This is a genomic window from Micromonospora ferruginea (assembly GCF_013694245.2).
Lineage (GTDB): Bacteria > Actinomycetota > Actinomycetes > Mycobacteriales > Micromonosporaceae > Micromonospora > Micromonospora robiginosa.
The window spans coordinates 1,922,776-1,947,214 of the sequence record NZ_CP059322.2; the positions used below are offsets into that span (position 1 = coordinate 1,922,776).

General features: G+C 75.7%; 21 protein-coding genes and 1 pseudogene. 7 read left to right on the forward strand and 15 right to left on the reverse strand.

The window, feature by feature from the left end:
- Positions 1-14: 14 nt before the first annotated feature.
- Positions 15-917 (forward strand): inositol monophosphatase family protein, encoded by a 903-nt coding sequence (locus H1D33_RS08425; RefSeq protein WP_181568602.1) that lies wholly within the window; start codon positions 15-17, stop codon positions 915-917.
- Here H1D33_RS08425 and H1D33_RS08430 read toward each other — a convergent pair.
- Positions 892-1,695, reverse strand: coding sequence for an SDR family oxidoreductase (locus H1D33_RS08430; protein ID WP_181568601.1), 804 nt, complete (start codon positions 1,693-1,695; stop codon positions 892-894). The two genes, H1D33_RS08425 and H1D33_RS08430, sit on opposite strands and share 26 nt — an antisense overlap.
- Before the next feature lie 134 nt (positions 1,696-1,829).
- Between H1D33_RS08430 and sigJ the strand changes: the two genes are divergently transcribed.
- The gene (gene sigJ / locus H1D33_RS08435; RefSeq protein WP_181568600.1) at positions 1,830-2,708 is read left to right on the forward strand and encodes an RNA polymerase sigma factor SigJ; all 879 of its coding nucleotides are present in this window, start codon (positions 1,830-1,832) and stop codon (positions 2,706-2,708) included.
- 13 nt (positions 2,709-2,721) lie between these two features.
- On the opposite strand, the gene H1D33_RS08440 is transcribed toward sigJ, so the two are convergent.
- The 4 genes from H1D33_RS08440 to H1D33_RS08455 form a co-directional block, all read right to left on the reverse strand.
- Positions 2,722-3,618 carry a GNAT family N-acetyltransferase gene (locus H1D33_RS08440; RefSeq protein ID WP_181568599.1) on the reverse strand — a complete coding sequence of 299 codons (897 nt, stop codon included), beginning with the start codon at positions 3,616-3,618 and terminating at the stop codon, positions 2,722-2,724.
- A 58-nt stretch (positions 3,619-3,676) separates the two neighbouring features.
- The gene (locus tag H1D33_RS08445; protein ID WP_246411533.1) at positions 3,677-4,360 is read right to left on the reverse strand and encodes a methyltransferase domain-containing protein; all 684 of its coding nucleotides are present in this window, start codon (positions 4,358-4,360) and stop codon (positions 3,677-3,679) included.
- Between the two features lie 80 nt (positions 4,361-4,440).
- On the reverse strand, positions 4,441-5,121 hold the full coding sequence (locus H1D33_RS08450; protein WP_181568598.1) for a TIGR04282 family arsenosugar biosynthesis glycosyltransferase: 681 nt from the start codon (positions 5,119-5,121) through the stop codon (positions 4,441-4,443).
- Positions 5,118-5,792, reverse strand: coding sequence for a glycosyltransferase family 2 protein (locus H1D33_RS08455; protein ID WP_181568597.1), 675 nt, complete (start codon positions 5,790-5,792; stop codon positions 5,118-5,120). The genes H1D33_RS08450 and H1D33_RS08455 overlap by 4 nt, the downstream gene beginning before the upstream one ends.
- 145 nt (positions 5,793-5,937) lie before the next feature.
- Here H1D33_RS08455 and H1D33_RS08460 point away from each other — a divergent pair, with 145 nt between their 5' ends.
- Entirely contained in the window at positions 5,938-7,356 is a 1,419-nt protein-coding gene (locus tag H1D33_RS08460) for a hypothetical protein (protein ID WP_181568596.1), read from the forward strand.
- Positions 7,357-7,699: 343 nt separating this feature from the next.
- On the opposite strand, the pseudogene H1D33_RS08465 reads toward H1D33_RS08460, so the two are convergent.
- Positions 7,700-8,853, reverse strand: a pseudogene (locus H1D33_RS08465) (NAD-dependent epimerase/dehydratase family protein).
- A gap of 144 nt (positions 8,854-8,997) precedes the next feature.
- On the opposite strand from H1D33_RS08465, the gene H1D33_RS08470 reads away from it, so the two are divergent.
- Complete coding sequence (locus tag H1D33_RS08470; protein ID WP_181568594.1) at positions 8,998-10,317, forward strand: molybdopterin-dependent oxidoreductase; 1,320 nt, start codon at positions 8,998-9,000, stop codon at positions 10,315-10,317.
- Positions 10,310-10,738: a hypothetical protein gene (locus H1D33_RS08475; RefSeq protein ID WP_181568593.1), complete on the forward strand. Its 429-nt coding sequence runs from the start codon at positions 10,310-10,312 to the stop codon at positions 10,736-10,738. The genes H1D33_RS08470 and H1D33_RS08475 overlap by 8 nt, the downstream gene beginning before the upstream one ends.
- Positions 10,739-10,748: 10 nt before the next feature.
- Here H1D33_RS08475 and H1D33_RS08480 read toward each other — a convergent pair whose 3' ends face one another.
- Positions 10,749-11,978, reverse strand: coding sequence for an ArsB/NhaD family transporter (locus tag H1D33_RS08480; RefSeq protein WP_181568592.1), 1,230 nt, complete (start codon positions 11,976-11,978; stop codon positions 10,749-10,751).
- Between the two features lie 109 nt (positions 11,979-12,087).
- Here H1D33_RS08480 and H1D33_RS08485 point away from each other — a divergent pair, with 109 nt between their 5' ends.
- Positions 12,088-17,868, forward strand: a complete 5,781-nt coding sequence (locus H1D33_RS08485; RefSeq protein WP_307755372.1) for a WD40 domain-containing protein — start codon at positions 12,088-12,090, stop codon at positions 17,866-17,868.
- Between the two features lie 122 nt (positions 17,869-17,990).
- Here the strand turns inward: H1D33_RS08485 and H1D33_RS08490 are convergent, their stop codons facing one another.
- The 3 genes from H1D33_RS08490 to H1D33_RS08500 are packed head-to-tail and all read right to left on the reverse strand — an operon-like array spanning position 17,991 to position 19,542.
- Positions 17,991-18,587 (reverse strand): GNAT family N-acetyltransferase, encoded by a 597-nt coding sequence (locus tag H1D33_RS08490; RefSeq protein WP_181572827.1) that lies wholly within the window; start codon positions 18,585-18,587, stop codon positions 17,991-17,993.
- A gap of 5 nt (positions 18,588-18,592) precedes the next feature.
- A complete protein-coding gene (locus H1D33_RS08495; protein ID WP_181568591.1) occupies positions 18,593-18,784 on the reverse strand; it encodes a DUF397 domain-containing protein in 192 nt (63 codons plus the stop codon).
- Positions 18,775-19,542 (reverse strand): Scr1 family TA system antitoxin-like transcriptional regulator, encoded by a 768-nt coding sequence (locus H1D33_RS08500; RefSeq protein ID WP_181572826.1) that lies wholly within the window; start codon positions 19,540-19,542, stop codon positions 18,775-18,777. Before H1D33_RS08500 ends, H1D33_RS08495 begins: the two co-directional genes overlap by 10 nt.
- A 120-nt stretch (positions 19,543-19,662) precedes the next feature.
- Here H1D33_RS08500 and H1D33_RS08505 point away from each other — a divergent pair, with 120 nt between their 5' ends.
- Entirely contained in the window at positions 19,663-20,010 is a 348-nt protein-coding gene (locus H1D33_RS08505) for a hypothetical protein (protein WP_246411531.1), read from the forward strand.
- Between the two features lie 128 nt (positions 20,011-20,138).
- On the opposite strand, the gene H1D33_RS08510 is transcribed toward H1D33_RS08505, so the two are convergent.
- From H1D33_RS08510 to smpB, 5 genes are all read right to left on the reverse strand, one after another.
- Positions 20,139-21,374: a glycoside hydrolase family 16 protein gene (locus H1D33_RS08510; RefSeq protein ID WP_181568590.1), complete on the reverse strand. Its 1,236-nt coding sequence runs from the start codon at positions 21,372-21,374 to the stop codon at positions 20,139-20,141.
- A gap of 113 nt (positions 21,375-21,487) precedes the next feature.
- Positions 21,488-22,750, reverse strand: a complete 1,263-nt coding sequence (locus H1D33_RS08515; protein WP_181568589.1) for an MFS transporter — start codon at positions 22,748-22,750, stop codon at positions 21,488-21,490.
- A complete protein-coding gene (locus H1D33_RS08520; protein WP_181568588.1) occupies positions 22,747-23,322 on the reverse strand; it encodes an ArsR/SmtB family transcription factor in 576 nt (191 codons plus the stop codon). Before H1D33_RS08520 ends, H1D33_RS08515 begins: the two co-directional genes overlap by 4 nt.
- Positions 23,323-23,378: 56 nt before the next feature.
- Entirely contained in the window at positions 23,379-23,816 is a 438-nt protein-coding gene (locus H1D33_RS08525; RefSeq protein ID WP_181568587.1) for a VOC family protein, read from the reverse strand.
- A 77-nt stretch (positions 23,817-23,893) separates the two neighbouring features.
- A complete protein-coding gene (gene smpB, locus H1D33_RS08530; RefSeq protein ID WP_181568586.1) occupies positions 23,894-24,385 on the reverse strand; it encodes an SsrA-binding protein SmpB in 492 nt (163 codons plus the stop codon).
- Positions 24,386-24,439: the final 54 nt, after the last annotated feature.

Genomic DNA, 24,439 nt, shown 5'->3' on the forward strand with positions numbered 1-24,439 from the left:
TGGCTGGAGGAGCCATGGACGTGGAGCCGAACAGAGGCGGGCCCGACCTGCGCGACGCGCACCGGTTCGCGGTGCAGGCGGCCCGGGCGGCCGGGCAACTGCTGCGGCGGGGCATCCGGGGGGAGGTGCACGCCCGGGCCAAGGACGACTCCGGCGACCTGGTCACCGACCTCGACCTGGCCGCCGAGCGGCTGATCGTGGACCGGATCCGGGCCCGCTGGCCGGAGCACGGGGTGATCGCCGAGGAGGGCGGCGAGTACGCGCCGGACACCACCTGGGCGTGGCTGGTCGACCCGCTCGACGGCACCAACAACGTGGCGATCGGCCTCCCCGCGTACGTGGTCGGCATCGCGCTGTGCGAGCACGGCTCCCCGGTGCTCGGGGTGGTGCACGACCCGATCGCCGGCCGGACCTGGTCCGCGGTGCGCGGCCAGGGTGCCTTCGTGCACGGCTCCGACCCGGCGGGACGCCCGCTGCGCGCCGCCCACCGGCCGGTGCCGGCCGCGCCGGTGCTGGCCTGGACCCAGGGCCACGGGGTCCGCCGCGACGACAGCACCGCCCGCGCGTTGAAGGTCGTCCTGGACACCACCGCCCGCCGCGTGCTGCAACTGTGGGCGCCGCTGCTGGCCTGGGTGATGCTGGCCCGCGGCGACATCGACGGGATCGTCGGCTACCGCCCCGAGGCGGTCGACCTGCCGGCCGGGATGCTGCTGGCCGCCGAGGCCGGCATGGCCGTGCGCGCGCTGGACGGCGGCACGTTCGACGACCGGTACGGCGCCCCGGCGGACCAGCGCAGCTTCGTGGCCGGCCCGCCGGAGACGATCGACCGGCTGGTCAAGCTGGTCACCGCGGCACAGTGGATCGAGCCGCAGGTGCGCCGGCTCACCCCGGTCAGCCTCGACTCGGTGGGCTGGTAGGCACGCCACCGACACCGCGCCCGAGCCGCTCGGCCAGGAAGTCGTCCCAGGTGCGGACGCCCCGCGTCGCGCCCGGCCGGGCCAGGTTCGCCCCGTCGCGGTAGGCGCGCCCGGCCCGGCCGGGAAGACGCACCGGCAGCCGCAACCGCCGCCGCCCGGTCGCCGCCAGGTAGCCGGCCAGCAGCTCGTCCAGGCCGTGCGTGCCCGGCCCGGCCAGGTCGGGCACCAGGCCGGCCGGCGTGCCGAGGGTCAGCTCCACCAGCCGCGCGGCCACCTCGGCGGCGTCGACGGGTTGCAGCCGCAGGCCGCCGGGGACCGGCACCACCGGCAGCTTCGTCATCGCCGCCAGCATGGTCAGCACCAGGTCGTGGAACTGCGCGGCCCGCAGCACCGTCCACGGCAGGCCGGAGTCGGCCACCGCCCGCTCGGCGTCGCGCTTGGACCGCAGCCAGGCCAGCGGCACCCGGTCGGCGCCGGTCACCGAGACGTGCGCCAGATGAGTCACCCCGGCCCGCCGGGCGGCGTGGACCAGGTTGGCGGCGACCCGGTCGTCGCCCTTGGCGCCGCCGGCCAGGTGCAGCACGGTGGTCACGCCGCGCAGCGCCGGTTCCAGGCCGGCGCCGGTGAGCAGGTCGGCGGTGACGTGGGTGACGCCGTCGCCGGGCGGGCCGCCGCGCCGGCTGAGCACGCGGACCGGGTGCCCGGCCGCGCGCAGCAGCGGTACGACGTGCCGGCCGAGCGTGCCGGTGCCGCCGGTGACCAGGATGGGGGTGTGCATGTCGTCCTCCCGGGATCGGTTGCCTGACCGGTCGACCCGGGCGGTGGCCCCGATGTGACCGATGTGACCGGCGACATACACCGTCACGTCGGCGGCGCGTCCCGGGTCGGGAGGGTGAGGAGAGGGAGGCGGCGATGGACGGCGACACCCGGCTGGCGGAGCGGTTCGAACGGGAGCGGCCGCGCCTGCGCGCGGTGGCGTACCGGCTGCTCGGCTCGCTGACCGAGGCCGAGGACGCCGTGCAGGAGACCTGGCTGCGGCTGGCCCGCACCGACACCGACGAGATCGACAACCTGGACGCGTGGCTGACCACCGTGGTGGCCCGGGTCGGCCTGAACATCCTGCGCTCGCGCACCGCCCGCCGGGAGGACCCGCTGGACGTACGCCTGCCCGACCCGGTGGTCGAGACGCCGCAGCCGGACGCGGACCCGGCGCACGCCGCGGTGCTCGCCGACTCGGTGGGCCTGGCGCTGCTGGTGGTGCTGGACACGCTCAACCCGACCGAGCGGCTCGCGTTCGTGCTGCACGACATGTTCGGCGTGCCGTTCGACGAGATCGGCCCCCTGGTCGACCGCTCGCCCGCGGCGGCCCGGCAGCTCGCCAGCCGGGCCCGCCGCCGGGTACGCGGGCAGGCCCCCGCGCCGGAGAAGGACCTGGCCCGCCAGCGGGCGGTGGTGGACGCGTTCCTGGCCGCCGCCCGCGAGGGCGACTTCGACGCGCTGATCGCGGTGCTCCACCCGGACGTGGTGCTGCGCTCCGACGGCGGGACCGCCCGCGCCCGGCACACGACCGTGCTCACCGGCGCGCGGGAGGTCGCCGCGCAGGCCACCACGTTCGGCCGCCTCTTCCCGTACGCCCGGCCGGTGCTGGTCAACGGCGCCGCCGGGGTGCTGGTCCGCGCCGGCGGCCGGACACTGTCGGTGATGGCGTTCACCGTCGCAGGCGGGCGGATCGTCGCCGTGGACGTGGTCGCCGACCCGCGCCGGCTCGCCGCGCTCGGCCTCGACGACTGAGCCCGGCCGACACTCAGGAGGGGACGACCACGAGGTTGGCCATGTCCACCACCGGCCGGAAGCCGAGCCGGGCGTAGAGCCGGTTCGACGTCGGGTTCGCCTGGTCGGTGAAGAGGCACACCCGCGCGCCCTCGGCCCGCAGCAGCCGGCTCACCTCGGCGACCGCGTTGCCGGCCCACCCCCGGCCGCGCTCCTGCGGCGGCGTGTAGACCGGTCCCACCCGGGCGACGCCGAACGCCGTCGGGTTCGCGGCGGTGAGGTGCACCGGCCGGCCCGCCGGGTCGGTCCAGAACCAGACCCGGCCGCTCCGGATCCGCCGCAGCAGGTCGTCCCGGTCGGGTGTCTCGTGGGCGCTGGCGCCGCGCGGGCGGCCCGCCTGCTCGTCGGCGTCGGCCATGAACGCGTCGAACCACGCGGCGACCAGGTCGACGTCGCCCTCGCCGGCCACCCGCAGCGCGCCCGGCGCCGGCGCGGGCGGCACCGCCGTGTCCAGCTCGTGCAGCCGCGTGTGCTGGGCGACCTCCACCAGGCCGCCGCCCAGGCGCGCGAGCTCGGCGGCGCATTCGCGGGCCGCGGGCAGTGCCCCGTTGACCGCCGACACCTGCTCGCCGCGTTCGTGCCAGGTGCGGGCCAACGCGACCGCCGCCTCCGCCGGCATCGGCAGCAGGAACGGCGGGCGCGGCGGGAACGGCGCCGCCCGCATGCCCGCCCCGACCACCGCCCCGGAGCCGTCCCGGACCACCAGCCACCAGTCGTCCGCCGGCAGCTCGACCCCCTCGGCCCGGCGGGCGGCCATCCGGTGCGCGACGGAGGCGACCACGGTGTTGACCACCGGGTCGGCGGCCAGATGGTCGCCGGCGACGGTGAGGAACTCGCCCGGGTCGGCGAAGAAGTGCAGGGTCGGGGTCATGCGGGGCACGCTAGCGGCTGCGCGGAGCTAGGCCGTAGCAGATTTCCGCCCGGCCGGTTCAGGCGACGGCCAGCTCCGCGAACCAGCGACCACCGTCCGGGCGCAGGTCCCGCACCACCAGCCCGGCCGCGGCGGCCGGCGCGTGCACCGCCCGGGTGTCCAGCCACGCCCAGCCGAAACTGGGCCCCCGCCGCCGGCCGGAGACGACGTGGGCCTGGCCCCGCCAGGCGCCGCTGCCGGGCGGGTCCAGTTCGACGAGCACGGTGCCGTCCGGGCGCAGCAGCTCCCGACACCGCAGCAGCAGCCGCTCCGGGTCGCCGCCGATGCCGATGTTGCCGTCCAGCAACACCACGTGCCGCCACCGGCCCTCGGCGGGCAGCGGCGCGAACAGGTCCGCCCGCACCGCGACGGCGCCCCGCGACCGGGTCAACGCGACCGCGCGTGGGCAGGCGTCCACCCCGACGGTGGTGACGCCGGCCCGGGTCAGCGCCGCGGCCACCCGCCCCGGCCCACAACCCAGGTCCAGCGTCGGCCCCTGGCACCGGGCCACCAACGCGGCGGTCGCCGCCTCCGCCGGACCGTGCCACCGGTCCACCGGCAGCCGGCGGCGAACCCCGTCGGCCCGTACCAGCCAGTGGGCGCCCGCCCGCCGCCGCAGCGCGCCGCCGAACCCGTCCACCCGTACCCGCTCGGTCCCCGCGCTGAGGGTGTCGGCGTCGGTTCGCGACTGCGGGGCTCGCAACCCCGGCTCACTCCTCGCGCTCACGGTGCCGGCGTCGGTTCGCGACTGCGGGGCTCGCAACCCCGGCTCACTCCTCGCGCTCACGGGCGACCTACCAGCGTCGGCCGCAGCGCGGCGACCTCGCGGGCGAAGCGGCCGCCGGGTGCGGCCCGGGCCACCACCAGCGCGTCGGACCAGTCGTCCACGTCGCGCAGCGTCGGCAACGCGCCGACCCGCAGGCCGCGCCCGACCAGCGCGGCGTGGGTGAAACGGCCGGTGTCGGCGGTGGACATCGGCACGCCGCGCAGCGCCGCCGCCGACCGGGGGTCGCGCAGGCCCAGCCCCCACCAGCCGCCGTCCGTGGCCGGCCCGAGCACCGCGTCGGTGCCGGGCGCGGACAACCGGTGTACGGCGGCGGCCAGCCGCCCCGGGGTGAGCTGCGGGGTGTCCATGCCGATCTGCAGCACCGGCCGCCCCGGGTACGCGTCGGCCACGTCTGCGTGCGCGTGGGCGAGCCGATCGGCCAGGCCGTCACCGCGCTGCGGCAGCACCGGCCACCCGGCGACCGCGGCGGCCAGGTCCGTGCCGTCCTCGGCGTCGGTCAGGCGCCCGGCCAGCGCCAGCACCGGCAGTACGCCCCGGGTGGCGGCCACCGCGTCCAGGGTGTCGCGCAGCGCGGCGGCGGCGATCCGGGCCGCCTGCTCCGGGGTGGCCGGCGGGCAGAGCCGGGTCTTCACCGCGCCCGGCGCCGGGGCCTTCGCCACCACCAGCAGGACGGTCACCGCCGGCCGTCCACGGTGCGCAGCACGGTGAGGAAGTCGCGGGTGGCCCGGACCGTGCCGCGTACCGAGCCGGACACCTTGGACTTCGTGCCGGCGGCGCGCGGGGCGTAGCGGACGTCGCGCTCGTGGATCCGCCAGCCGGCCGCCGCCGCGCGGATCATCAACTCCAGCGGGTAGCCGAACGCCCGGTCGGTGACCCCGAGCGCGAGCAGGTCCGCGCGTCGGGCGACCCGGATCGGGCTGAGGTCGCGCAACGGCACCCCGCGCTGCCGCAGCAACGCGGCGACCAGCGCGGTTCCGGCCCGCGCGTGCCACGGCCAGACGCCGGTGGACACCGGGCGGCGACGGCCCACCGCCAGGTCGGCCGTGCCGGCCGCCACCGGGGCGACGAGCGCCGGCAGCTCGCCGGGATCGAACGAGCCGTCCGCGTCCAGCACGCAGACCAGGTCGGTCTCGGCGGCCTCCAGGCCGGTGTGCACGGCCGCGCCGTAACCGCGGCGGGGTTCGCGTACCACCCGGGCGCCGAGCCGGGCCGCCACCTCGGGCGAGCCGTCCCGGGAGCCGTTGTCCACCACGATCGCCCGGTAGCCGGGCGGCAGCGCGCCCAGCACCCCGGGCAGGGCGGCGGCCTCGTCCAGGCACGGCAGCACCACGTCGATCTGTGTCCGCATGCCGCCGACGCTAGGCCGGCAGCGGCCCGCAGGAGCCCCGATCGTGCTTACGGAACCCTTACCGAGCAGGCACTTCTTACCGTCCCGTGACACGTCGGCGGTTGGCGTCCCGGGCGACGCCGGCGGGCCGTACCGTGCGGTCGTCATGAGAACCGCACCCACCCTGCGCCGCGCCCCCACCGCGAACCGCGCCGGGCCCCCACGCCGGGGCGACCTGGTCGCGGTCGCCGTCGAGGCGGTGCTGCTCGCCGCCGCCGTCGTGGTCGGCCTGGTGCTCAACCGGCGCGGCGTCGGCCTGCACGCCGACGCCGCCCCGCTGTACGCCACCTGGCGACCGCACGTCGGCTGGGGTACGCCGCTCGCGGTGGTGGTCGCGCTGGTCGTGCTCGGGCCGGGGCTGCGCTGGTCGCGCACCGCGCGGTGGGGGCCGCTGCTGGCCGCCGGCTGGCTGGCCGCGGTGGCCTGGACGCTGGCACTGGCCCTGGTGGACGGCTGGTCCGCCGGGCTGACCCGGCGACTCACCCCGCAGGCGGAGTACCTGCACGAGGTGCCCGGGGTGACCGACATCCCGGCCATGCTGGCCGGCTTCACCGCCCGCATCCTGGACTTCCAGCCCGACTCCTGGTCCACCCACACCGCCGGGCACCCGCCGGGCGCGCTGCTGGTGTTCGTCTGGCTGGACCGGATCGGGCTCGGCGGTGGCACCGCCGCCGCGCTGTGCTGCGTGCTGGTCGGGGCCACCGTCGTCGTCACCGTGCCGGTCACCCTGCGCGCGCTGGGCGCCGCCGACGCGGCCCGCGCGGTGCTGCCGTTCCTGGTGCTGCTGCCCGGCGCGGTGTGGCTGGGCGCCTCCGCCGACGCGGTGTTCACCGGCGTGGTCGCCGCCGGACTGGCGCTGCTGGCGGTACGCGGGCCGCGCGCCGCGCTGGCCGGTGGCCTGCTGCTCGGCTTCGCGCTGCACCTGTCGTACGGGTTCGTGCTGGTCGGGGCGCTGGCGGTGACCGTGCTGGCACTGCGGCGCGACCGTCACCGGGCGACCCTGCTCGCGGCGGCCGCCGGTGTCGCCGCCGTCACGGCGCTGTTCGTGCTGGCCGGGTTCCACTGGTGGGAGGGGTACGACCGGGTCGTCGAGCGCTACTACCAGGGCTGGGCGGCGGACCGCCCGTACGCGTACTGGGTCTGGGCGAACCTGGCCGCGCTGCTGCTCGCCACCGGGCCGGTGCTCGGCCCCGCGCTGCGCCGGACCGCCGTCGCGGCCCGCGTCGCCTGGTCCGCCGTGGACGCGTCGCCATCCGTCGACGGGTCGGCGACGTGGGTCGTCCGGGCACGGCGGGTGGTCCGGCTCGGCCCGACGGTGCTGCTGCCGGCCGCCGCCGCGCTGGTGGTGACCGTTGCCGACCTGTCCGGGATGAGCAAGGCCGAGGTGGAGCGGATCTGGCTGCCGTTCGTGGTCTGGCTGCTCGTCGCCGTGGCCCACCTGCCCCCGTCGACGCGGCGCCGCTGGCTGGCCGCCCAGGCGTTGACCGCCCTCCTCGTCAACCACCTCCTCCTCACCGTCTCCTGACCCACCCACCCACCCACCCACCCAGCCGAACACCCAGCCCTGCCCTCCGTCCACCAGACACCCGTCGCGTTCCACCCGACACGTCGCCGGGGCGTGACTGGAACGCGATGGGTGTTGCAAGCCCTCCCAGACACCCATCGCGTTCCACCAACCAAGCCGCCGAGGTGTGACTGGAACGCCATGGATGTCCGAGCCCCATCGCAGGCACCCATCGCGTTCCACCCGAGCGCCGCGGGAATATCGCGGGGCGCTCTCCGGCCCGCGAGCGCTCTGCACGCGGCGCTCACCGGACTGATCGTGCGTGACTCGCCGATCTTGGAGTTGTGGCGCCCAGGATGTCGTGTTAGACCCATATCGGAGGTGCCATAACTCCAAGATCGACGATGCGGTGGGGCGGGGCGGGGCGGGGTGGGGTCGGGGCGGGGTCAGGTGGGGTGGGGGTCAGGTGGGTGGCGGGGGCGCGTTGGGGTCGGTGGCGAAGGCGGTCACGCCGTCGGTGAAGGTGACCCTCGCGGTGTAGCCCAGCAACTCGCGGGCGCGGGTGGGGTCGGCGACCACGTGCCGGACGTCGGCGGCCCGGGCGCCGCCGGCCACCACCGGCGCGGGGCCGGCCATGGCCGCCGCCAGCGCGGCGGCCAGGTCGCCCACCGTGTGCGGCTCACCGGAGCAGACGTTCACCGGCACCAGGCCGTCGGGCGGCGGCGCGGCCAGCGCCAGCAGGTTCGCCCTCGCCACGTCGGTGACGTGCACGAAGTCCCGCCGCTGGCGGCCGTCCTCCAACACGACGGGCGCGCGCCCGCCGGCCAGCGCGGAGCGGAACAGCGAGGCCACCCCGGCGTACGGGGTGTCGCGGGGCATTCGGGGGCCGTACACGTTGTGGTAGCGCAACGCCCACACCCCGCCGCCGGTCTGCCGGGCCCACGCGGCGGCGTAGTGCTCCTGGGCGAGCTTGCTGGCCGCGTACGTGCTGCGCGGCTCCAGCGGCGCGTCCTCGGGCACCAGCGCCGGGGTGAGCGTGGCGCCGCAGTCGGGGCAGGTCGGGTCGTACCGGCCGGCGGCCAGGTCGGCGGCGCGTCGCGGGGCGGGACGGACCACGCCGTGCCGGTCGCAGGTGTAGCGCCCCTCGCCGTAGACCACCATCGAGCTGGCCAGCACCAGCCGGCGTACCCCGGCGCGGTGCATGGCGGCCAGCAGCGCGGCCGTGCCGAGGTCGTTGTGCGCCGCGTAGTCGGGCGCGTCGGACGGGTCGAGGCCGTGCCCGACCATGGCCGCCTGGTGGCAGACCGCGTCCACGCCGGACAGCAGCCGGTCCAGCAGCTCGCCGTCGCGCACGTCGCCGACCACCGGGTCGTGCCGGCGGGACCACTCCGGCAGCTCCCCGCCGTGCGCCTGCGGCAGCAGGGCGTCCAGGCAGACCGGCTGGTGGCCCTCGGCCGCGAGCAGGTCGGCGATCTGCGATCCGATGAACCCGGCCGCGCCGGTGACCAGTACCCGCATACCCGCTGACGCTAGGGCACCCGGCCCGGGTGGGTGGTCGGTTCGCGCCGGACGTCAGCGGTCCGTAAGGGACCGCGGCGGTAAGGCTTCGGTAATGCGGCAAACGCCGTCGCCGGCCGCCGGCGCGGTCTAGCGTCCCATCCCGTGACCACCGACGCCCCACCGCCGCACGAGCCGAGGTACGCCGTGCCGGCCCGGCTCTGGCGCGCCCTGGACCGGCACCGGCCGCCCGGCGTGGACGCCGTCGAGCGGGCCTGGCGCAGCCCGGTACGCGGGCCGTGGCTGACCTCGGTGCTCGGCGCGGTGCTGCTGGCCGCGCTGCCGCTGGTGGTGGTCACCGGGCTGCTCGACTGGATCGCCTACGGGCCCCGCTTCGACCAGGCGTTCCCCCGCGACGTGGGATGGCTGCACCCGCCGGTGTTCGACTGGCCGACCCGGCCGGCGTGGCTGTTCCGCGTCACCCAGGGGCTGCACGTGACGCTCGGCATCGTGCTGGTGCCGGTGGTGCTGGCGAAGCTCTGGTCGGTGGTGCCGAAGCTGTTCGCCTGGCCGCCGGCCCGTTCGGTCGCGCAGGTGCTGGAGCGGCTGTCGTTGCTGCTGCTGGTCGGCGGCATCCTGTTCCAGAGCGTCACCGGCCTGCTCAACGTCCAGTACGCGTACCTGTTCGGCTTCGACTTCTACACCGCGCACTGGTACGGCGCGTGGATCTTCACGGTGGCGCTGGTGGCGCACGTGGCGATCAAGCTGCCCCGGATGGTGACCGCGCTGCGCGGGCCGGGCTTCGCGCGTACCCCGGTGGAGCGGACCGCGCCAGAGCCGTCGGATCCGGACGGCCTGGTGGCCCGCCGGCCCGGCCCGGCGACGACGAGCCGCCGCGGGGTGCTGGCGCTGACCGGCGGCGGCGCGCTGCTGCTGGCCGCGCTGACCGTGGGGCAGAGCGTGGACGCGCTGCGGCGCACCGCGCTGCTGCTGCCCCGGGGCCGGCGGGTGGGCGACGGGCCGACCGGTTTCCCGGTGAACCGCACCGCGGCGGCGGCCGGTGTCACGGCCGAGCGCGCCGGCGCGGGCTGGCGGCTGTCGCTGCGGGCCGGGGATCGCGTCGTCACGCTGGACCGGGTCGGGTTGCTCGCGCTGCCGCAGCACACCGCCACGCTGCCGATCGCCTGCGTGGAGGGCTGGTCCACGTCGCAGACCTGGACCGGGGTACGCCTGCGTGACCTCGCCGCGCTGGTCGGCGCGACCGGTCTGACCGCCGCGCGGGTCGGTTCGCTGGAGCGCGGCGGCCTGTTCAGCCGGGCCACCCTGCACGGTGGCCAGGTGACCGACCCGGACGCGCTGCTGGCGCTGCGGGTCAACGGCGTCGACCTGAGCCCCGACCACGGCTTCCCGGCCCGGGTCGTGGTGCCCGCGCTGCCCGGCGTGCACTGCACCAAGTGGGTGGCGGAGATCGTGTTCGATGGCTGACCTCCGGCGGGCGTACGGCGCGGGGCCAGGTCACCTGCTGCTCCTGCTCGGCTGCTTCACGGTGACCGGCTGGGTCGCGCTGCGGCTGGCCGGCGAGCCGACCGCTGGCCGGATGCTGCTCTGGTTCGTCGGCGCGGCGGTCGCCCACGACCTGGTGCTGTTCCCGGCGTACGCGGCGGCGGACCGGCTGCTGGGACGCGCCGGCCGGTCGCTGCGCAACCACGTCCGGGTCCCGGCGCTCGGGTCGGCGCTGCTGTTCCTGGTCTACCTGCCCGGCGTGCTCGGGCTCGGCGACGGCACCTACGCGGCGGCCACCGGCCTGGCCCCGGAGCCGCTGCTCGGTCGTTGGCTGGCGCTCAGCGCCGGGTTCTTCGCCGGGAGCGCGCTGCTCTACGCGGCCCGCCGGCCGTGGCGGCGGTGACCGGCCGACGTCAGGCGCCCGGCCCGACCAGCAGCGCGGCCACGGTGAACGCGGTGGCGAGCGCGGCCAGCGCGGCGCTGGTCGCCACGAACCGGCCCAGCGGCACCGTCAACCCGGCCGCCCGGCAGCGTTCGTACCAGATCAGCGTGGCCAGCGACGCCCACGGCGTGGCCAGCGGGCCGACGTTCGTGCCGATGAGCAGCGCCAGCAGTTGGGTGTGCCGGTCGGCGGCGATGACCGCCTCGCCGGCCACGTACGCCGGCAGGTTGTTGACCGCGTTGCTGAACAGCGCGCCGACCGCGCCCGCCCGCAGCGCGCCCTCCGCGCCCGGGTCGGTGCCGATCAGCGCGCCCATCACCGTGTCCAGGCCGTGCCGGCCGATGGTCTGCACCACCAGGAACAGCCCGGTGACGAACACCAGCAGCCGCCACGGCACCAGCGCCGCGCGCAGCCGGTGCCGGGCCCGCACCGCGAAGCCGGCCACCAGGATCGCGGCGGCCACCCCGGAGGCGATGCCGATCTCCACCCCGGCCAGCACCCCGGCGACGAAGAGCAGGCAGGCCAGCAGCGCGGTCCGGTAGAGCAGGCGGTCCGGCGGCACGTACGGCGACGGCGGGACGAACGGATCGGCCCCGGCGCGGGCCGGTCGCCAGTACCACCACCACAGCAGCAGCATGGTGATCGCGATGGCGACGAGCTGCGGCCACCACATCCGGGCCGACCACGGCACCGGGTCCAGCCCGATCCGGTCGCTGGCCAGGATGTTGGTCAGGTTGGACACCGGCAGCAGCAGGCTCGCGGTGTTGGCCAGCCAGACCGTGGTCATGGCCAGCGGCGTCGGCGGCACGTTCAACGTCCGGGCCAGGGCGATCATCACCGGCGTCAGCAGCACCGCCGTGGTGTCCAGGTTGAGCGCGATCGTGGTCACCGACGCGAAGCCGACGCAGAGCCAGAACAGCGCCCGGAAACTGCCCCGGGCGGTGATCGCCACCCGGGCGGCGAGCGCGTCGAACACGCCGGCCACCGCGGTCAGCTCCGCCAGCACCACCACCGTGCCGAGGAAGATCAGGATGGGCGCGATCCGGCGTACGGTGGCCTCGGCGTCGGCGCGCGGGAGCAGGCCGGTGAGCACGCAGAGCACGCCCACGACGGCCAGCGCGATCGCGATCCAGTCGAGCACGTGCAGCCGCCGGCGGGGCCGGTGCGGCGCGGCGGACGGCGGGTCGCCGACGGTCTCCACGAACGCTGATCCTCGCACACCCGGCCCGGCCCGGTCCGGCCCGACGCTCTCGACGTTCCGAGCTGCCGAGGGTGTCGATCTGTTGACCGTCGGTGGTCATAATGACCAGGTGGCTGTAGGCGCGCACCCCACCCGGTCCGACCGCCCCATCGACTTCTTCATCAGCTACTCGCCCGCCGACGAACGGTGGGCGACGTGGCTGGCGTGGGAGTTCGAGGCCGCCGGCTACCGCACCCTGCTGCAGGCGTGGGACTTCGTCGCCGGCACCAACTTCATCGACTTCATGGACCGCGGGGTCCGCGAGGCCGAGGTGGTGGTGGCGGTGCTGTCCGAACGCTACCTGCACTCGACGTACGGCAAGCTGGAGTGGCAGGCGGCGCTGCGCGCCGACCCCGACGGCACCGGCAACAAGCTGGTCACCGTGCGGGTGGAGGACTGCCCGATCGACGGCCTGCTCGCCACCATCACCTACGTCGACCTGGTCGGTGTGGACGATCCCGCCCAGGCGCGCGCCCGGGTGCTCAACCGGATCCGGGAGACCCTCGACGGCCGGGCCAAGCCGATGCGCCAGCCGGTGTTCCCGCTGCACCTCGACGACCCCGCCGACGTGCTGGGCGCGCCCGTCGCCGGCGCGCCCGCGCAGCGCCGCCCCCGGCGTACCCCGATCAACCCGCCGCCGTTCCCGCCCGCCGCGACCGCGCCGCCGACGGCCCGCGACACGGTCACCGTGCTCCAGGTCGGCGGGCCCCGCTTCGGTCGGGGCGTGATCGAGCCCGGCGCCCCGGTCACCCCCGGCGAGCTGCAGGAGCACCTGATGGGTGACCTGACGCTGCTGATGAACGACGGGGTGCCCCGGCCGGACCTGCTGGTGGTGGCCGGCAACCTGACCGAGTCGGGCAGCCCGCGCGAGTTCTCCGACGCGCTGAGCTTCCTCACCGGGCTGCGGGTGCTGCTCGGCCTGGAGCCGCACCGCCTGGTCGTGGTGCCCGGCCCGCGCGACGTGACGATGGCCGCCTGCCGGGCCTACTTCGCCACCTGCGAGGCCGACGACGTGGACCCGCAGCCGCCCTACTGGCCGAAGTGGCGGCACTACGCGCGCCTCTTCGACGACCTGTTCCAGGGCCTGGAGGACCGGATCTTCGACAGCGAGCAGCCGTGGACCCTGTTCGGCGTGCCCGACCTGCGGGTGGTGGTGGCCGGGCTGAACTCCACCATCGCCATCACCCACCGCGAGGAGGACCGCTACGGCTTCCTCGGCGAGGCGCAGTCGAGCTGGTTCGCCCAGCGGCTGCGCCACTACCAGCAGTCCGGCTGGCTGCGGCTGGGCGCGATGGCGCACGCGCCCGGCCCGCGCAGCCCGTACGCCGACGAGGCCCCGCCGGACCGGGTGTCGCTGCGCGACCGCGGCTCGGTCAACCGGCTGGTCGGCCCGATGCTCAACCTGCTGCTCTCCGACGCCGCGCCGGCCGGCCGGGCCGACCCGGTGGTGCCGCTGGCCGCCGCCCCGCGCGACGGCCGGGCCCAGGTGCTGCGCCTCGGCGGGGACGGGATGACCCGCTGGGTGCTCGGCCGCGACGACCGCCTCGACGTCGGCGAGTCGACCGCGGTGGCGTGGCCCCGCGCCGACGCGACGTTCGGCGCGTCCGGCCCGGCGCAGGTGCCCGACCCGCGCCGTCCCGCCGTGGTCGAGGGCGCCACCCAGGGCGAGGCCGCGGTCGCCGCCGGCACGCCGGTGGCGCCGGTGGAGCGGCTGCTCGACCGGCTCGCCGAGGTGTGCGAGGCCCGCTACGACCGGGTGGTGGTGCGCCGGGTGGAGGCCGACCCGCCGCACCTCTACGTCAGCTACCGCTCCGACGGGGTGGTCCGGCAGCAGCGGGTCGGCGCGCACGTGGGCACGCCCGGTCCGGACGACGTGGACCGGTTCGCCCGCCGGGTGCACGCCACCGACCCGGACATCGCCTCCGAGCTGGTCTACGACGGCGACCGGGTGCCGCGCGGGCTGGCCGAGGAGGCGCAGCGGCGCGGCGTGCGGGTGCTGCACCTGACCGAGTTCCAGGGCCTGCTCGACCTGCGCGACTACGTCGCCGCGCAGACCGCCCGGCTGCAGGCCGACCGGCTCTACCCACCCGGGCAGTACGTGCCGCAGCGCTACCGGCACCTGGTCGGCGCCGACCAGCGGGTCCGCGAGGACGTGGTGGACGAGCTGCTGGAGACCGTCTCGGCTCCGGACGGCCGGTTCGTGCTGGTGCTCGGCGACTTCGGCCGGGGCAAGACGTTCGCGTTGCGCGAGGTGGCCCGCCGGCTGCCCACCGCCGCGCCCGACCTGATCCCGATCCTGGTGGAGCTGCGCGCGTTGGACAAGGCGCACTCCGTCGACGGTCTGGTCGCCGCGCACCTGGCCAACCACGGCGAGCAGGTGATCGACCTCAAGGCGTTCCGCTACATGCTGCGGCAGGGTCGCATCGTGCTGCTCTTCGACGGGTTCGACGAGCTGGTGGCCCGGGTGACCTACGACCGGGCGGCCGACCACCTGGAGACGCTGCTCCAGGCCGCCGAGGGCGCGGCGAAGATCGTGGTGAGCAGCCGGACCCAGCACTTCAAGACCAACTCGCAGGTGCTGACCGCGCTGGGCGAGCGCGTCGGCCTGCTGCCGCACCGGCGGGTGCTGGCGGTGGAGGACTTCACCCCCGGCCAGATCGAGACGTTCCTGCGCAACCGCTACGGCGGCGACGAGCAGGCCGCGCGGGAGCGGATGAGCCTGCTCGGCGGGGTCAAGGACCTGCTCGGCCTCTCCCGCAACCCGCGCATGCTCGGCTTCATCGCCAACCTGGACGAGGGGCGGTTGGCGGCGGTGGCCGGGGCCGGCGGCACGTTCAGCGCCGCCGCGCTCTACCGGGAGATCCTGGAGTCCTGGCTGGACTTCGAGGAGCGGCGCACCCAGGGCATCCCGGGCGCCCCGGTCAGCCTGCGCCGGCCGGAGATGTGGCAGGCGGTGAGCCGGCTGGCGTTCCAGCTCTGGGAGAGCGGCGAGTCCTACCTCCGGTTGGCCGAGTTGGCCGAGTCCACCGGCCAGCTCGCCGGGCGGGCCGACTCGCGGCTGTCCGGGCCGCAGGCCACCCACGCGGTCGGCGCCGGCAGCCTGCTGGTCCGCACCGACGACGGGCTGTTCGGCTTCATCCACACCTCGGTGATGGAGTGGCTGGTCGCGGAGGGGGTCGCCGACCAGCTCAACCGGGGCGAGGAGCCGGCGGCGCTGGCGGTGCGGTCGCTGTCCGCGCTGGCCGTGGAGTTTCTCGGCGACCTCGCCGACCCGGCCCGGTGCACGGCGTGGACGGCGCGGGTGCTCGGCGACGAGTCGGCGGGCGAGACGCTGCGCGCCAACGCGCTGCGGCTCAGCGCCCGGCTGCGCCTGCCCGACCGGGCCGATCTGCGCGGCGCGGTGCTGCGCGGCGAGGACCTGTCGCACCGGGAGCTGGCCGGCGCCGACCTGACCGGCGCGGACCTGACCGACACCCGGCTGGTGGCCACGAACCTGACCGAGGCGCGGCTGGAGCACGCCCGGCTGCGGGGGGCCCGCCTGGACCAGGCCCGCCTCGCCGGCGCGGACCTGCGCGACGCGGAGCTGGCCGGCGCCCGGCTGTTCCGGGCCGACCTGCGCGGGGCGCGGATCACCGGCAGCAGTTGGCACCGCACCGCCCTGATTGACGTGAGCGCCGACCCGACGTTGCTGCGTGCCCCGGAGCTGCGCGGCGCCGTCGTCGCGCCGGGCCGGCCGGTGGCGCCGGGCCTGGCCCCGCCCGCGGTGGGCGTGGGCTACGGCTTCGAGGTGGGCCGGCTGCCGGTGCCGGTCGCCTACAGCCCGGACGGCGCGGTGCTGGCGGTGGGCAGCGACGACGGCGGTGTGCTGCTCTGCGACACGGCCACCGGGCTGCCGGTGCGGACCCTCCAGGGCCACCGGTCCCGGGTCTACGCGGTCCGCTACGACGACGCCTCGCACCAGCTCGTCACCGGCGCGGCCGACCTGACCGTACGGCTGTGGGACGCCGACCACGGCGACGTGCGGCACGTCATCGAGGACGTCTTCGCGGGCTGGGTGTGGCCGCTGCTCACCGACGGGCGCCGGGGTCGGCTGGTGGTCGGCGACGCGGCCGGCGTGGTGCGGCTCTTCGACACCCGCACCGCCCGGCTGCGCCACGAGTGGCCCGGGCACGACGCGCCGATTTGGGGCACCTCGTTCAGCCCGGACGGCCGGCGGGTGGTGGTGGCGGACAGCGCCGGCACGGTGCGCGGCTGGGACATCCACACCGGCCGGCTCGCGTTCGAGGTGCGCGAGCCGGAGGTGGTCTACCGGGTGGTGCACTCGCCGGACGGGCGGCTGCTGGCCGCCGTCGGGCAGCACGGCCGGGTGTGGATCCGCCGGGCCACCGACGGCGAGCTGCTGCGCCAGCCGCGCGGTCACGAGGCCGACGTGTACGCCCTCGACATCCACCCGGACGGCACGCTGATGGCCACCGGTGACACGCACGGGGCGCTGCGGTTGTGGGAGACGGAGACCGGCCGCCCGGTGCGGGTGCTGGGCCGGCAGCGCGGCGCGATCTACAGCGTCCGGTTCAACGGCGACGGCAGCCTGCTCGCCACCGCCGCCAGCGACGGCGCGATCCAGCTCTGGGACACCGACGACGGTCAACTGCGGCACGAGCTGACCCGGCACCGCGGCTCGGTCTGGCCGGTGGTCTGGCGGCCGGACCAGAACCAGGTGGCGACCAGCAGCAACGACGGCACCACCCGACTGTGGGACGTGCGCACCGGGCAGCTCCAGCAGACGCTGCGCGGGCACGGCCGGCGGGTCACCGCGCTCTCCTTCCGCGACGACGGGGAGGTGTTGGCGGCCTGCGGCAACGACGGCGTGATCCGGCTCTGGGAGCCGCGTACCGGCCGCCTGCTGCGGCAGCTCGCCAGCCCGGCCGACCGCCTGCTCTCGGTGGTGTTCTGCCCGGACGAGCCGCTGGTGGCCGCGCCCAGCGGCGACGGCGGCGTGCACCTGTGGAACACCGACACCGGCGCCGACGAGCGGGAACTCAACGTGGACACCGACCACGTCTGGGCGGTCGCGTTCAGCCCGGACGGCGACGCCCTGGCGACCGCGAACGACGACGACACGGTCCGCCTGTGGTACCGCCGCACCGGCCGGCACTTCGCCACGCTCACCCCGCACCGGGGTCGGGTGCGCACGGTGGCGTTCAGCCCGGACGGCGAGACCATCGCCACCGGCTGCGACGACCAGATGGTCCGGCTCTGGGACGCGGCCACGGCCACCTGCCGGCTGACCCTGGAGCACCACACCGACCGGGTCTACTCGGTCGGGTTCAACAGCGAGGGGACGCTGCTGGCCAGCGCCGGCAACGACGGCACGGCGGCGATCTGGGACGTGGCCACCGGCGAGCGGCGCGCCGTGCTCACCGAGCACGTCGGGCGGCTCTGGTCGTGCGCGTTCAGCCCGGACGGCAACCTGCTCGCCACCGCTGGCGACGACCTGGTGATCCGGCTCTGGGACCCGGTCACCGGGCGCCGGCACGGCACGCTCGCCGCGCACACCCGGCGGGTGTGGTCGGTGCACTTCAGTCCGGACAGCAGCCTGCTGGCCAGCGCCGGCGACGACGGCACGGTCCGGCTGTGGGACGTGGCGGACCCGGAGCACGCGCAGTTGCGCACGACCCTGATCGGCCTGCCGGACGGTTGGGCGGCGGTGAGCCCCGACGGCCGCTACAAGCTCGACGGCGACCCGGGCGGCCAGTTCTGGCACGTCATCGGCACCTGCCGCTTCGAGGTCGGCGAACTCGACCCCTACCTCACCCAGGTCCGCCGCCTGGCGGTAGACGCCCCCTTCTGACCCCGCCCCCGCCCCGCCTCGCCCCGCCCGCCCTTTCCGTCGCCGATCTTGGAGTTGTGGCGCCGGAGATGTCGTCTTCAGACAGTTATCGGAGGTGCCACAACTCCAAGATCGACGCGGGCTCAGGGAGTGGCCGGGCCGGTCCAGCGCACTTCGCCGTCGTGCCAGGTGTCGGTGGGGGAGAGGCCGCAGGCGGTGGCCACCGCCGCCGACGCGCGGTGGTCGGGATGGACGTGGGCCACGAGGGTACGCACACCGCGCCGTCCCAACCAGCCGGTCATGCCCCGGGCGGCCTCGGTGGCGATTCCGCGCCCCTGCCACGGTGTGCCCACCACCCAGGCGATCTCCGCGACCGGCCCGGCTTCGACCGGCGTCGCGTCGTCGAGGTGCCGGTGCCCGACCGCGCGGGCGCCCGCCGTGTCGGCGTGTCGTGCCGGGCCTTCGGCTGCGGTCACAGTGGCCTGGACGAAGCCGGCCAGCCGGCCGTCGTCGCGGAGCCGGATCACCCAGTTGCACCACGACTCGGCGGGGTCGGGCGAGCCGGCCACCAGCCGCTCGTAGCGGGCGCGCAACGCGGCCGTCGCGGCCGGCTCGCCGCCGATGAAGGTGTGCAACGCCGGGTCGGCGAGCACGACGGCCATCTCGTCGGCGTGCGCGACGGCCAGCGGCAGCAGGACCAGCCGCGCGGTGTCGATGGGCTCCGGCGCGTACCCGCTCATCGGCGTCAGCGCCGGCGCGCGAGGTGCGCGACGAACGCCCGCCAGGCCGGTGCCCCGAACACGAGGACCGGCCCGCGCGGATCCTTCGAGTCACGCACGCCGACCACCGAGGTCAGGTTGTCGGCCACCTCGACGCAGTCGCCGCCGTTGTTGCCGCTCTTCGTGCTCTTGCGCCACCGCGCACCGGTCATGCCCATGAACGCGCCGCTTCTCTGATGACGTCGAGGGAGTGTGCCCTGGACAGCGCCTCGCCGCGCAGCCGCTCCCAGCGCCGCTCCAGGGTAGCAATGTCCTCAGCTTTCTCGATGATCTGAGCCTGGGCCTGACTGTCCACGTGCGCGACCCGTCCGCCGTCCGGCAACTCGGCCAGGGTGAACGGTCCGCCGAGCCCGGGATACATGCCGGCCGACCTCGGCACGACGTAGACCTGGACCGCGGACAGCGTCGCGCACTCCACCAGGTAGCCGAGCTGCTCGGCCATCAACTCCCGGTCATCGCCGGCGGTTCGCCCGAGGACGGACTCGTCGATGACCGCGATCAGGAGCGGAGGGCGGTCTCGACGCAGGATGGCGTGGCGGGCGATGCGGGCAGAGGCCAGGCCGGCGATCTCGGCCTCCGACAACGCCTCTCCCGCCAGTGTCGCCCGGGCGTAGGCCTCCGTCTGCAGCAGGCCGGGGATCCAGGCCAGTTGGAAGGTCCGGAGCGACAGTGCCTCGCGTTCGATGTCGGCCCAGGGGCGGAACCACGCGGGTTCGCGGCGCTTGAGCGCGTCCGGCCACAACTCGGCGGCGTCCCGGCCGAGCAGTTCGGCGACCTGGGCGCGGTGCCGGGTCTGCGGGATCCGGCCCTGGCTCGCCCAGCGGGCCGCGGTCTTCGGGTCGACACCGACCCGCTCGGCCAGGCTCTCGGCGGTGTGCCCGGCCTCGGACATCGCCGCCGCCACGGCACGGTTCATCCCGAAGTCCCCCTCGAACGTCCCGATCATCCCGACGCCATCCTGCAACGCAGTGTGATGGGTCCGCAACGGTCGGCAGGGTTCTGGTGGACGGTGCGCCGAGCGACGGAGGGGTGTCCGATGGCGGAGGACCAGACGCGCGTCGAGCGGCCGGACGTACCCACCGGGGAGCCGGCCGGGTCGCGGACGGTGCCGGCGACGACCGCCCTGCACTCGACGGCCGGTCCGGCCTGGGTCTGCGACGGCTGCGGCGCGGACTGGCCGTGTCCGGCGTGGACGTCCGCGCCGACGGACGCGGCGCGACGGGCGGAGCTGTTGCCGGAGTTCGTCCGGTTGACCCGGCGGGCGATCCGTGACCTGCGCGGGCGTCCCGGCGGGCCGCAGCCGCCGGAGATCGTACGGCGGTTCCTGTGGTTCCTGCCGTTGAGCGACGAGGAGGCGCGCGCGGTCGCGCTGAGGCTGCGGTGAGCCGGGAGCACGTCCCGTCCCGGCCGACCTGGCGGTGCCGGGCCTGCGGGATCGCTACCGGCGGTTCGTCGGCTGGGCGAGGGGCCGGGGCGGGCGGTGAGTGCCGCCCGCCCCGGCTCACCTGACGGTCAGCGGCGCCACTTCTGGTTGGCGGTGCCGCCGCACTCCCAGATCTGCAGCCGGGTGCCGTCGGCCGAGCTGTTCCCGGTGGCGTCCAGGCACTTGTTGGCCTGCGGGTTCACGATGTCGCCGGCGGCGCTGAAGACCCACTTCTGCGCGCCGGTGCCGTTGCAGTCGTAGAGCTGCACCTTGGCGCCGTTGGCGGTCGATCCGGACGCCACGTCGAGGCACTTGCCGAGCGCGCGTACCGAGCCGTCGGCGTTCCACGTCCAGCGCTGCGCGGCGGTGCCGTTGCAGGTCCAGAGCTGCACGGGGGTGCCGTTGGCGGTGTTCGCGCTGGCCACGTCGACGCACTTGTTGCCGTATCCGACGATCGGCCCGCCGGTGCCCCCGCCGCCGGTGTCCCAGGCCTGCACCCGGACGTAGTCGACGGTCATGGTCTGCGGGAACGTGGTGCTCCCGTCCGGCGAGCCGGGCCAGTTGCCGCCGACAGCCACGTTCATGATCATGAAGAACGGGTGGTCGAAGACCCAGCGGTTGCCGCCCGCGTCGGCCGGCGTCTTGCGGGAGTACGCCACGCCGTCGAGGTACCAGGTGATCGAGTCCGGCGCCCAGTCCACGGCGAACGTGTGGAACGCGTCGGCGAGGGCCTGCCCGCCGGGCAGCGACGTGGACGCGCCGATGCCGTTGGCACCGGAGTAGCCCGGACCGTGCAGGGTGCCCCACACGGTGGACGGCGCGTAGCCGACGTTCTCCATGATGTCGATCTCGCCGCTGTTGGGCCACGGGTTGCTGCCGATGTCGTTGCCGAGCATCCAGAACGCCGGCCACAGCCCCTGCCCGCGCGGGATCTTGATGCGGGCCTCGAACCGGCCGTACGCCTGGGCGAACGTGCCGTTGGTGAGCAGCCGGGCCGAGGTGTACTGGCAGCTTCCGTACCAGCAGCCGTAGCCGGCCGGGTTCTCCTTGCGGGCGGTGATGACGAGGTTGCCGTTGCCGTCGAGCGCGGCGTTGCGGGTGCTGTTGGTGTAGTACTGCAGCTCGTTGTTGCCCCAACCGCCGCCGCCGATGTCGTAGCGCCACTTGCTCGCGTCGGGGGCGGCGCCGGCCGGGCCGTTGAAGTCGTCGGACCAGGTGACCGCGCCGGGGGCGGCCACCGCTGGGGTGCTCGGGACGGTGGTGAGGGCGGCGGTGAGGCCGACCGCCGCCGTCGCCAGGGCGGCGACGGTTCGGATGCTGCGCACGGGTGCCTCCTGCGGTGGTGGGTCCGTCCACCGTCGGGCGGCCGGCCCCACCGAACGGTAAACAAACTATAAAGATAGGCTTCGATGAAGGTATGAACGAAGCCACCCCGCTGTCAAGAGAGCGCTTCCTCCGGCTCCGGCCGGCGCGTCGCCGGAACCGGGCGGCCCATCGTGCGCCACGGCCCGCCCAGCAGCGGCGTGAGCACCACCAGCAGGTAGCAGGCGCCCATGACGACCAACGTGGACGCGGGGCCGAACCGGTCGGCGGCCAGCCCGGCGCCGAGCGCCCCGAGTGGCATCGCCGCCCAGGCGCCGGCGCCGATCACGCCGTACACCCGGGCCCGCATGGATGCCGGCACCCGCTCCAGCTCCACCGCGCCCATCAGCGGGTTGAGCGCGCCGGCGGCCAGCCCGGCCACCGCGACGACCGCGACCACCACCGGCAGCGGCGGCGCGGCGGCGAGTGTCCACAGCGGTGGCGCGCCGCAGATCGCGAACGCGGTGACGAACGTGGCCCGGCGCGGCAGCCGGTGCCCGATCGCGCTGAACACCAGCGAGCCGATCAGCGCGCCGCCGCCCATCACGCCGACCAGCAGGCCGAACGCGGCCGGTCCGCCGAGTTCGCGGTCGGCGACGACCGGCAGCAGCACGTTGCTCTTGGCCGCGTCGAACAGGTTGGTGACCAGCACCAGCAGCACCATGGCGCGCAGCAGCGGCTCCCGGACCAGGAAGCGCAGCCCGGCGGCGAACTGCCGCCAGTAGCCGCCGGTCTCCACCTCGTCGTCCTCGGTGGACGGGCGCAGGCCGCGCGGCACCAGCAGCGCCACCACCACCGCCGAGACGACGAACGTCGCCGCGTCCACGGCCAGCACCGGCAGCGCGCCCAGCACGCCGACCAGCAGGCCGGCCACCGGCGCGCCGATCATGCGGGCGCCCCGCGAGGTGGCCTCCGCCCAGCCGACCGCCCGCTCGATCGGCACCCCGGCCGCGGCCGCCGCCTCCGGCAGCAGCGCGGTGCGGGCGGTCTGACCGGGCGTGTCCAGCAGCCCGCTGACGAAGACCAGCGCCAGCAGCGCCGGGAACGGCAGGCCGACCGTGGCGTGCAACAGGGGTACGGCGGCGACGGTCACGCCGGAGACCACGTCGGCCAGCACGCTGGAGCGGCGGTAGCCGATCCGGTCGACGAGCACGCCGCCGAACGCGCCGCCCAGCACCACCGGCGCGGTGGCGAACGCGCCGGCCAGCCCGGTGGCCGCCGGCGAGCCGGTCTCGGCCAGCACGTAGAGCGGCAGCGCGATGAGGGTCAGCACGTTGCCGGTCAGCGAGACGGCGTGCCCGATCAGCAGCCCGGCCAGGGGCCGGCGGTCGCGGGTCACTGCGGCCCCCGGTAGGCCTGCCAGATCAGCGTCACCATCTCCGCGCCGGGCCGCCCGGGCGCGCCGCGCGCCTGCCACCGCCGGCCCAGCTCGGACAGCTCGTCGCGCAGCTCGCCCAACTCGTCGGGGGTCAGGTGCAGCACCGTGTCGCTGCTGGTGGTGCCGCGCACCCAGGCCAGGTCGAGGCTCGCCTCGGACTCCAGGTAGGCCTGGTAGCGGGCCACGTAGCGCTCCATCGCGGCGCGTCGCAGCAGGTCGCCGGCGAGCCGCCGCTCCGGGTCGTCGAGCAGCTCGACCGGGTCCCAGTCGGTGGTGGCGTGCGCCGCCCGCCACCACCGTTCGCGGCGGTCGCGGGCCAGGTCGGGCGCCTCGGCCACGAAGCCGTGCTCGGCCAGCTTGCCGATGTGCCAGCTCACCGAGCCGACCGCCTCGCCGGTGCGTTCGCTGAGCATCCCCACCGTCTGCGGGCCGCGCAGGCGCAGCTCGCCGAGCAGCCGCAGCCGGGTGGGATGGGCCAGTGCGCGCATGGCGCGGGGGTCGGTCAGGTGCACGTGGTTCGACTCGTCCGCCATGGGGTGAGGCTAGACGGACAAGAAGTGAAGTACAAGGAGTCTTGTTGTTGTCGGGGTCAGTCCAGGCAGAACTCGTTGCCCTCCGGGTCGGTCATGATCAGGTGCCCGGCGCCGAGCGGGGGAGCGGGCTCGTGGCGGGCCACGCGGCTCGCGCCGCGCGCGACGAGGCGGTCGGCTGCCTCCTCCAGCGCCGCCATCCGGGCGTCCCCGGTCAGCCCCGGCGCGGCCCGCACGTCGAGATGCACCCGGTTCTTGACCCGCTTGGGCTCCGGCACCCGCTGGAAGAACAGCCGTGGCCCGGCACCCTCGGGGTCGACCACGGCCGAGGCGTCGTTGTGCCGCTCCGGCGGCACGCCGAACGCGGTCAGCGCCTGCTCCCACGAGTCGAAGCCGTCCGGCGGCCCCTGCACCCGGTAGTCGAGCGCCTCGGCCCAGAACGCGGCCAGCTTCGCCGGGTCGGCGCAGTCGAAGGTGAATTGCACGTCGAGGCCCATCGCGGCCCTCCCTCTGTCGGTTCCCGGCCAGCCTGCCGGAGGTAGCGGTCAGGAGCTGACCGCGACCCGCCGGGGCGTCAGGAGCGGCGGGTCGCCGCCCGGCCCTTGAGCCGACGGCCCATCTCCCGGGCGATCTCCCGCTTGGCGTCCCGCTCGGCGAGCGCCTGGCGCTTGTCGTAGGAACGCCGGCCCCGGGCCAGGCCCAGCTCGACCTTGGCCCAGCCGTCGGCGAAGTACATCGACAGCGGCACCAGCGTGACCCCGCCGTCGCGCAGCTTCTCCAGGATCCGGGCGATCTCCACCCGGTGCAGCAGCAGCTTGCGGGTGCGCCGGGGCGCGTGGTTGGTCCAGGTGCCGAAGCCGTACTCGGCGATGTGCAGCCCGTAGAGCCAGATCTCGCCGTCGCGCTCCTGGGCGAACGCGTCGACCAGCGACACCCGCCCCTCACGCAGCGACTTCACCTCGGTGCCGGCCAGCACGATGCCGGCCTCGTAGGTCTTGAGGACGTCGTAGTCGTGCCGCGCCTTCTTGTTCGAGGCGATCGCCTTGCGCCCGTTCTCCCTGGCCACGCCGGCAGAATACCCGCCGGCGCCGGCTGGCTGCCGGCGCCGGCGGGCGTGGTG

What these genes read in the sequence shown, in the direction of transcription:
- H1D33_RS08425 (WP_181568602.1), top strand. Translation starts at nt 15, where the DNA reads ATGGACGTGGAGCCGAACAGAGGCGGGCCCGACCTGCGCGACGCGCAC.
- H1D33_RS08430 (WP_181568601.1), bottom strand. Translation starts at nt 1,695, where the DNA reads ATGCACACCCCCATCCTGGTCACCGGCGGCACCGGCACGCTCGGCCGG.
- sigJ (WP_181568600.1), top strand. Translation starts at nt 1,830, where the DNA reads ATGGACGGCGACACCCGGCTGGCGGAGCGGTTCGAACGGGAGCGGCCG.
- H1D33_RS08440 (WP_181568599.1), bottom strand. Translation starts at nt 3,618, where the DNA reads ATGACCCCGACCCTGCACTTCTTCGCCGACCCGGGCGAGTTCCTCACC.
- H1D33_RS08455 (WP_181568597.1), bottom strand. Translation starts at nt 5,792, where the DNA reads ATGCGGACACAGATCGACGTGGTGCTGCCGTGCCTGGACGAGGCCGCC.
- H1D33_RS08460 (WP_181568596.1), top strand. Translation starts at nt 5,938, where the DNA reads ATGAGAACCGCACCCACCCTGCGCCGCGCCCCCACCGCGAACCGCGCC.
- H1D33_RS08475 (WP_181568593.1), top strand. Translation starts at nt 10,310, where the DNA reads ATGGCTGACCTCCGGCGGGCGTACGGCGCGGGGCCAGGTCACCTGCTG.
- H1D33_RS08490 (WP_181572827.1), bottom strand. Translation starts at nt 18,587, where the DNA reads ATGAGCGGGTACGCGCCGGAGCCCATCGACACCGCGCGGCTGGTCCTG.
- H1D33_RS08495 (WP_181568591.1), bottom strand. Translation starts at nt 18,784, where the DNA reads ATGGGCATGACCGGTGCGCGGTGGCGCAAGAGCACGAAGAGCGGCAAC.
- H1D33_RS08500 (WP_181572826.1), bottom strand. Translation starts at nt 19,542, where the DNA reads ATGAACCGTGCCGTGGCGGCGGCGATGTCCGAGGCCGGGCACACCGCC.
- H1D33_RS08505 (WP_246411531.1), top strand. Translation starts at nt 19,663, where the DNA reads ATGGCGGAGGACCAGACGCGCGTCGAGCGGCCGGACGTACCCACCGGG.
- H1D33_RS08520 (WP_181568588.1), bottom strand. Translation starts at nt 23,322, where the DNA reads ATGGCGGACGAGTCGAACCACGTGCACCTGACCGACCCCCGCGCCATG.
- H1D33_RS08525 (WP_181568587.1), bottom strand. Translation starts at nt 23,816, where the DNA reads ATGGGCCTCGACGTGCAATTCACCTTCGACTGCGCCGACCCGGCGAAG.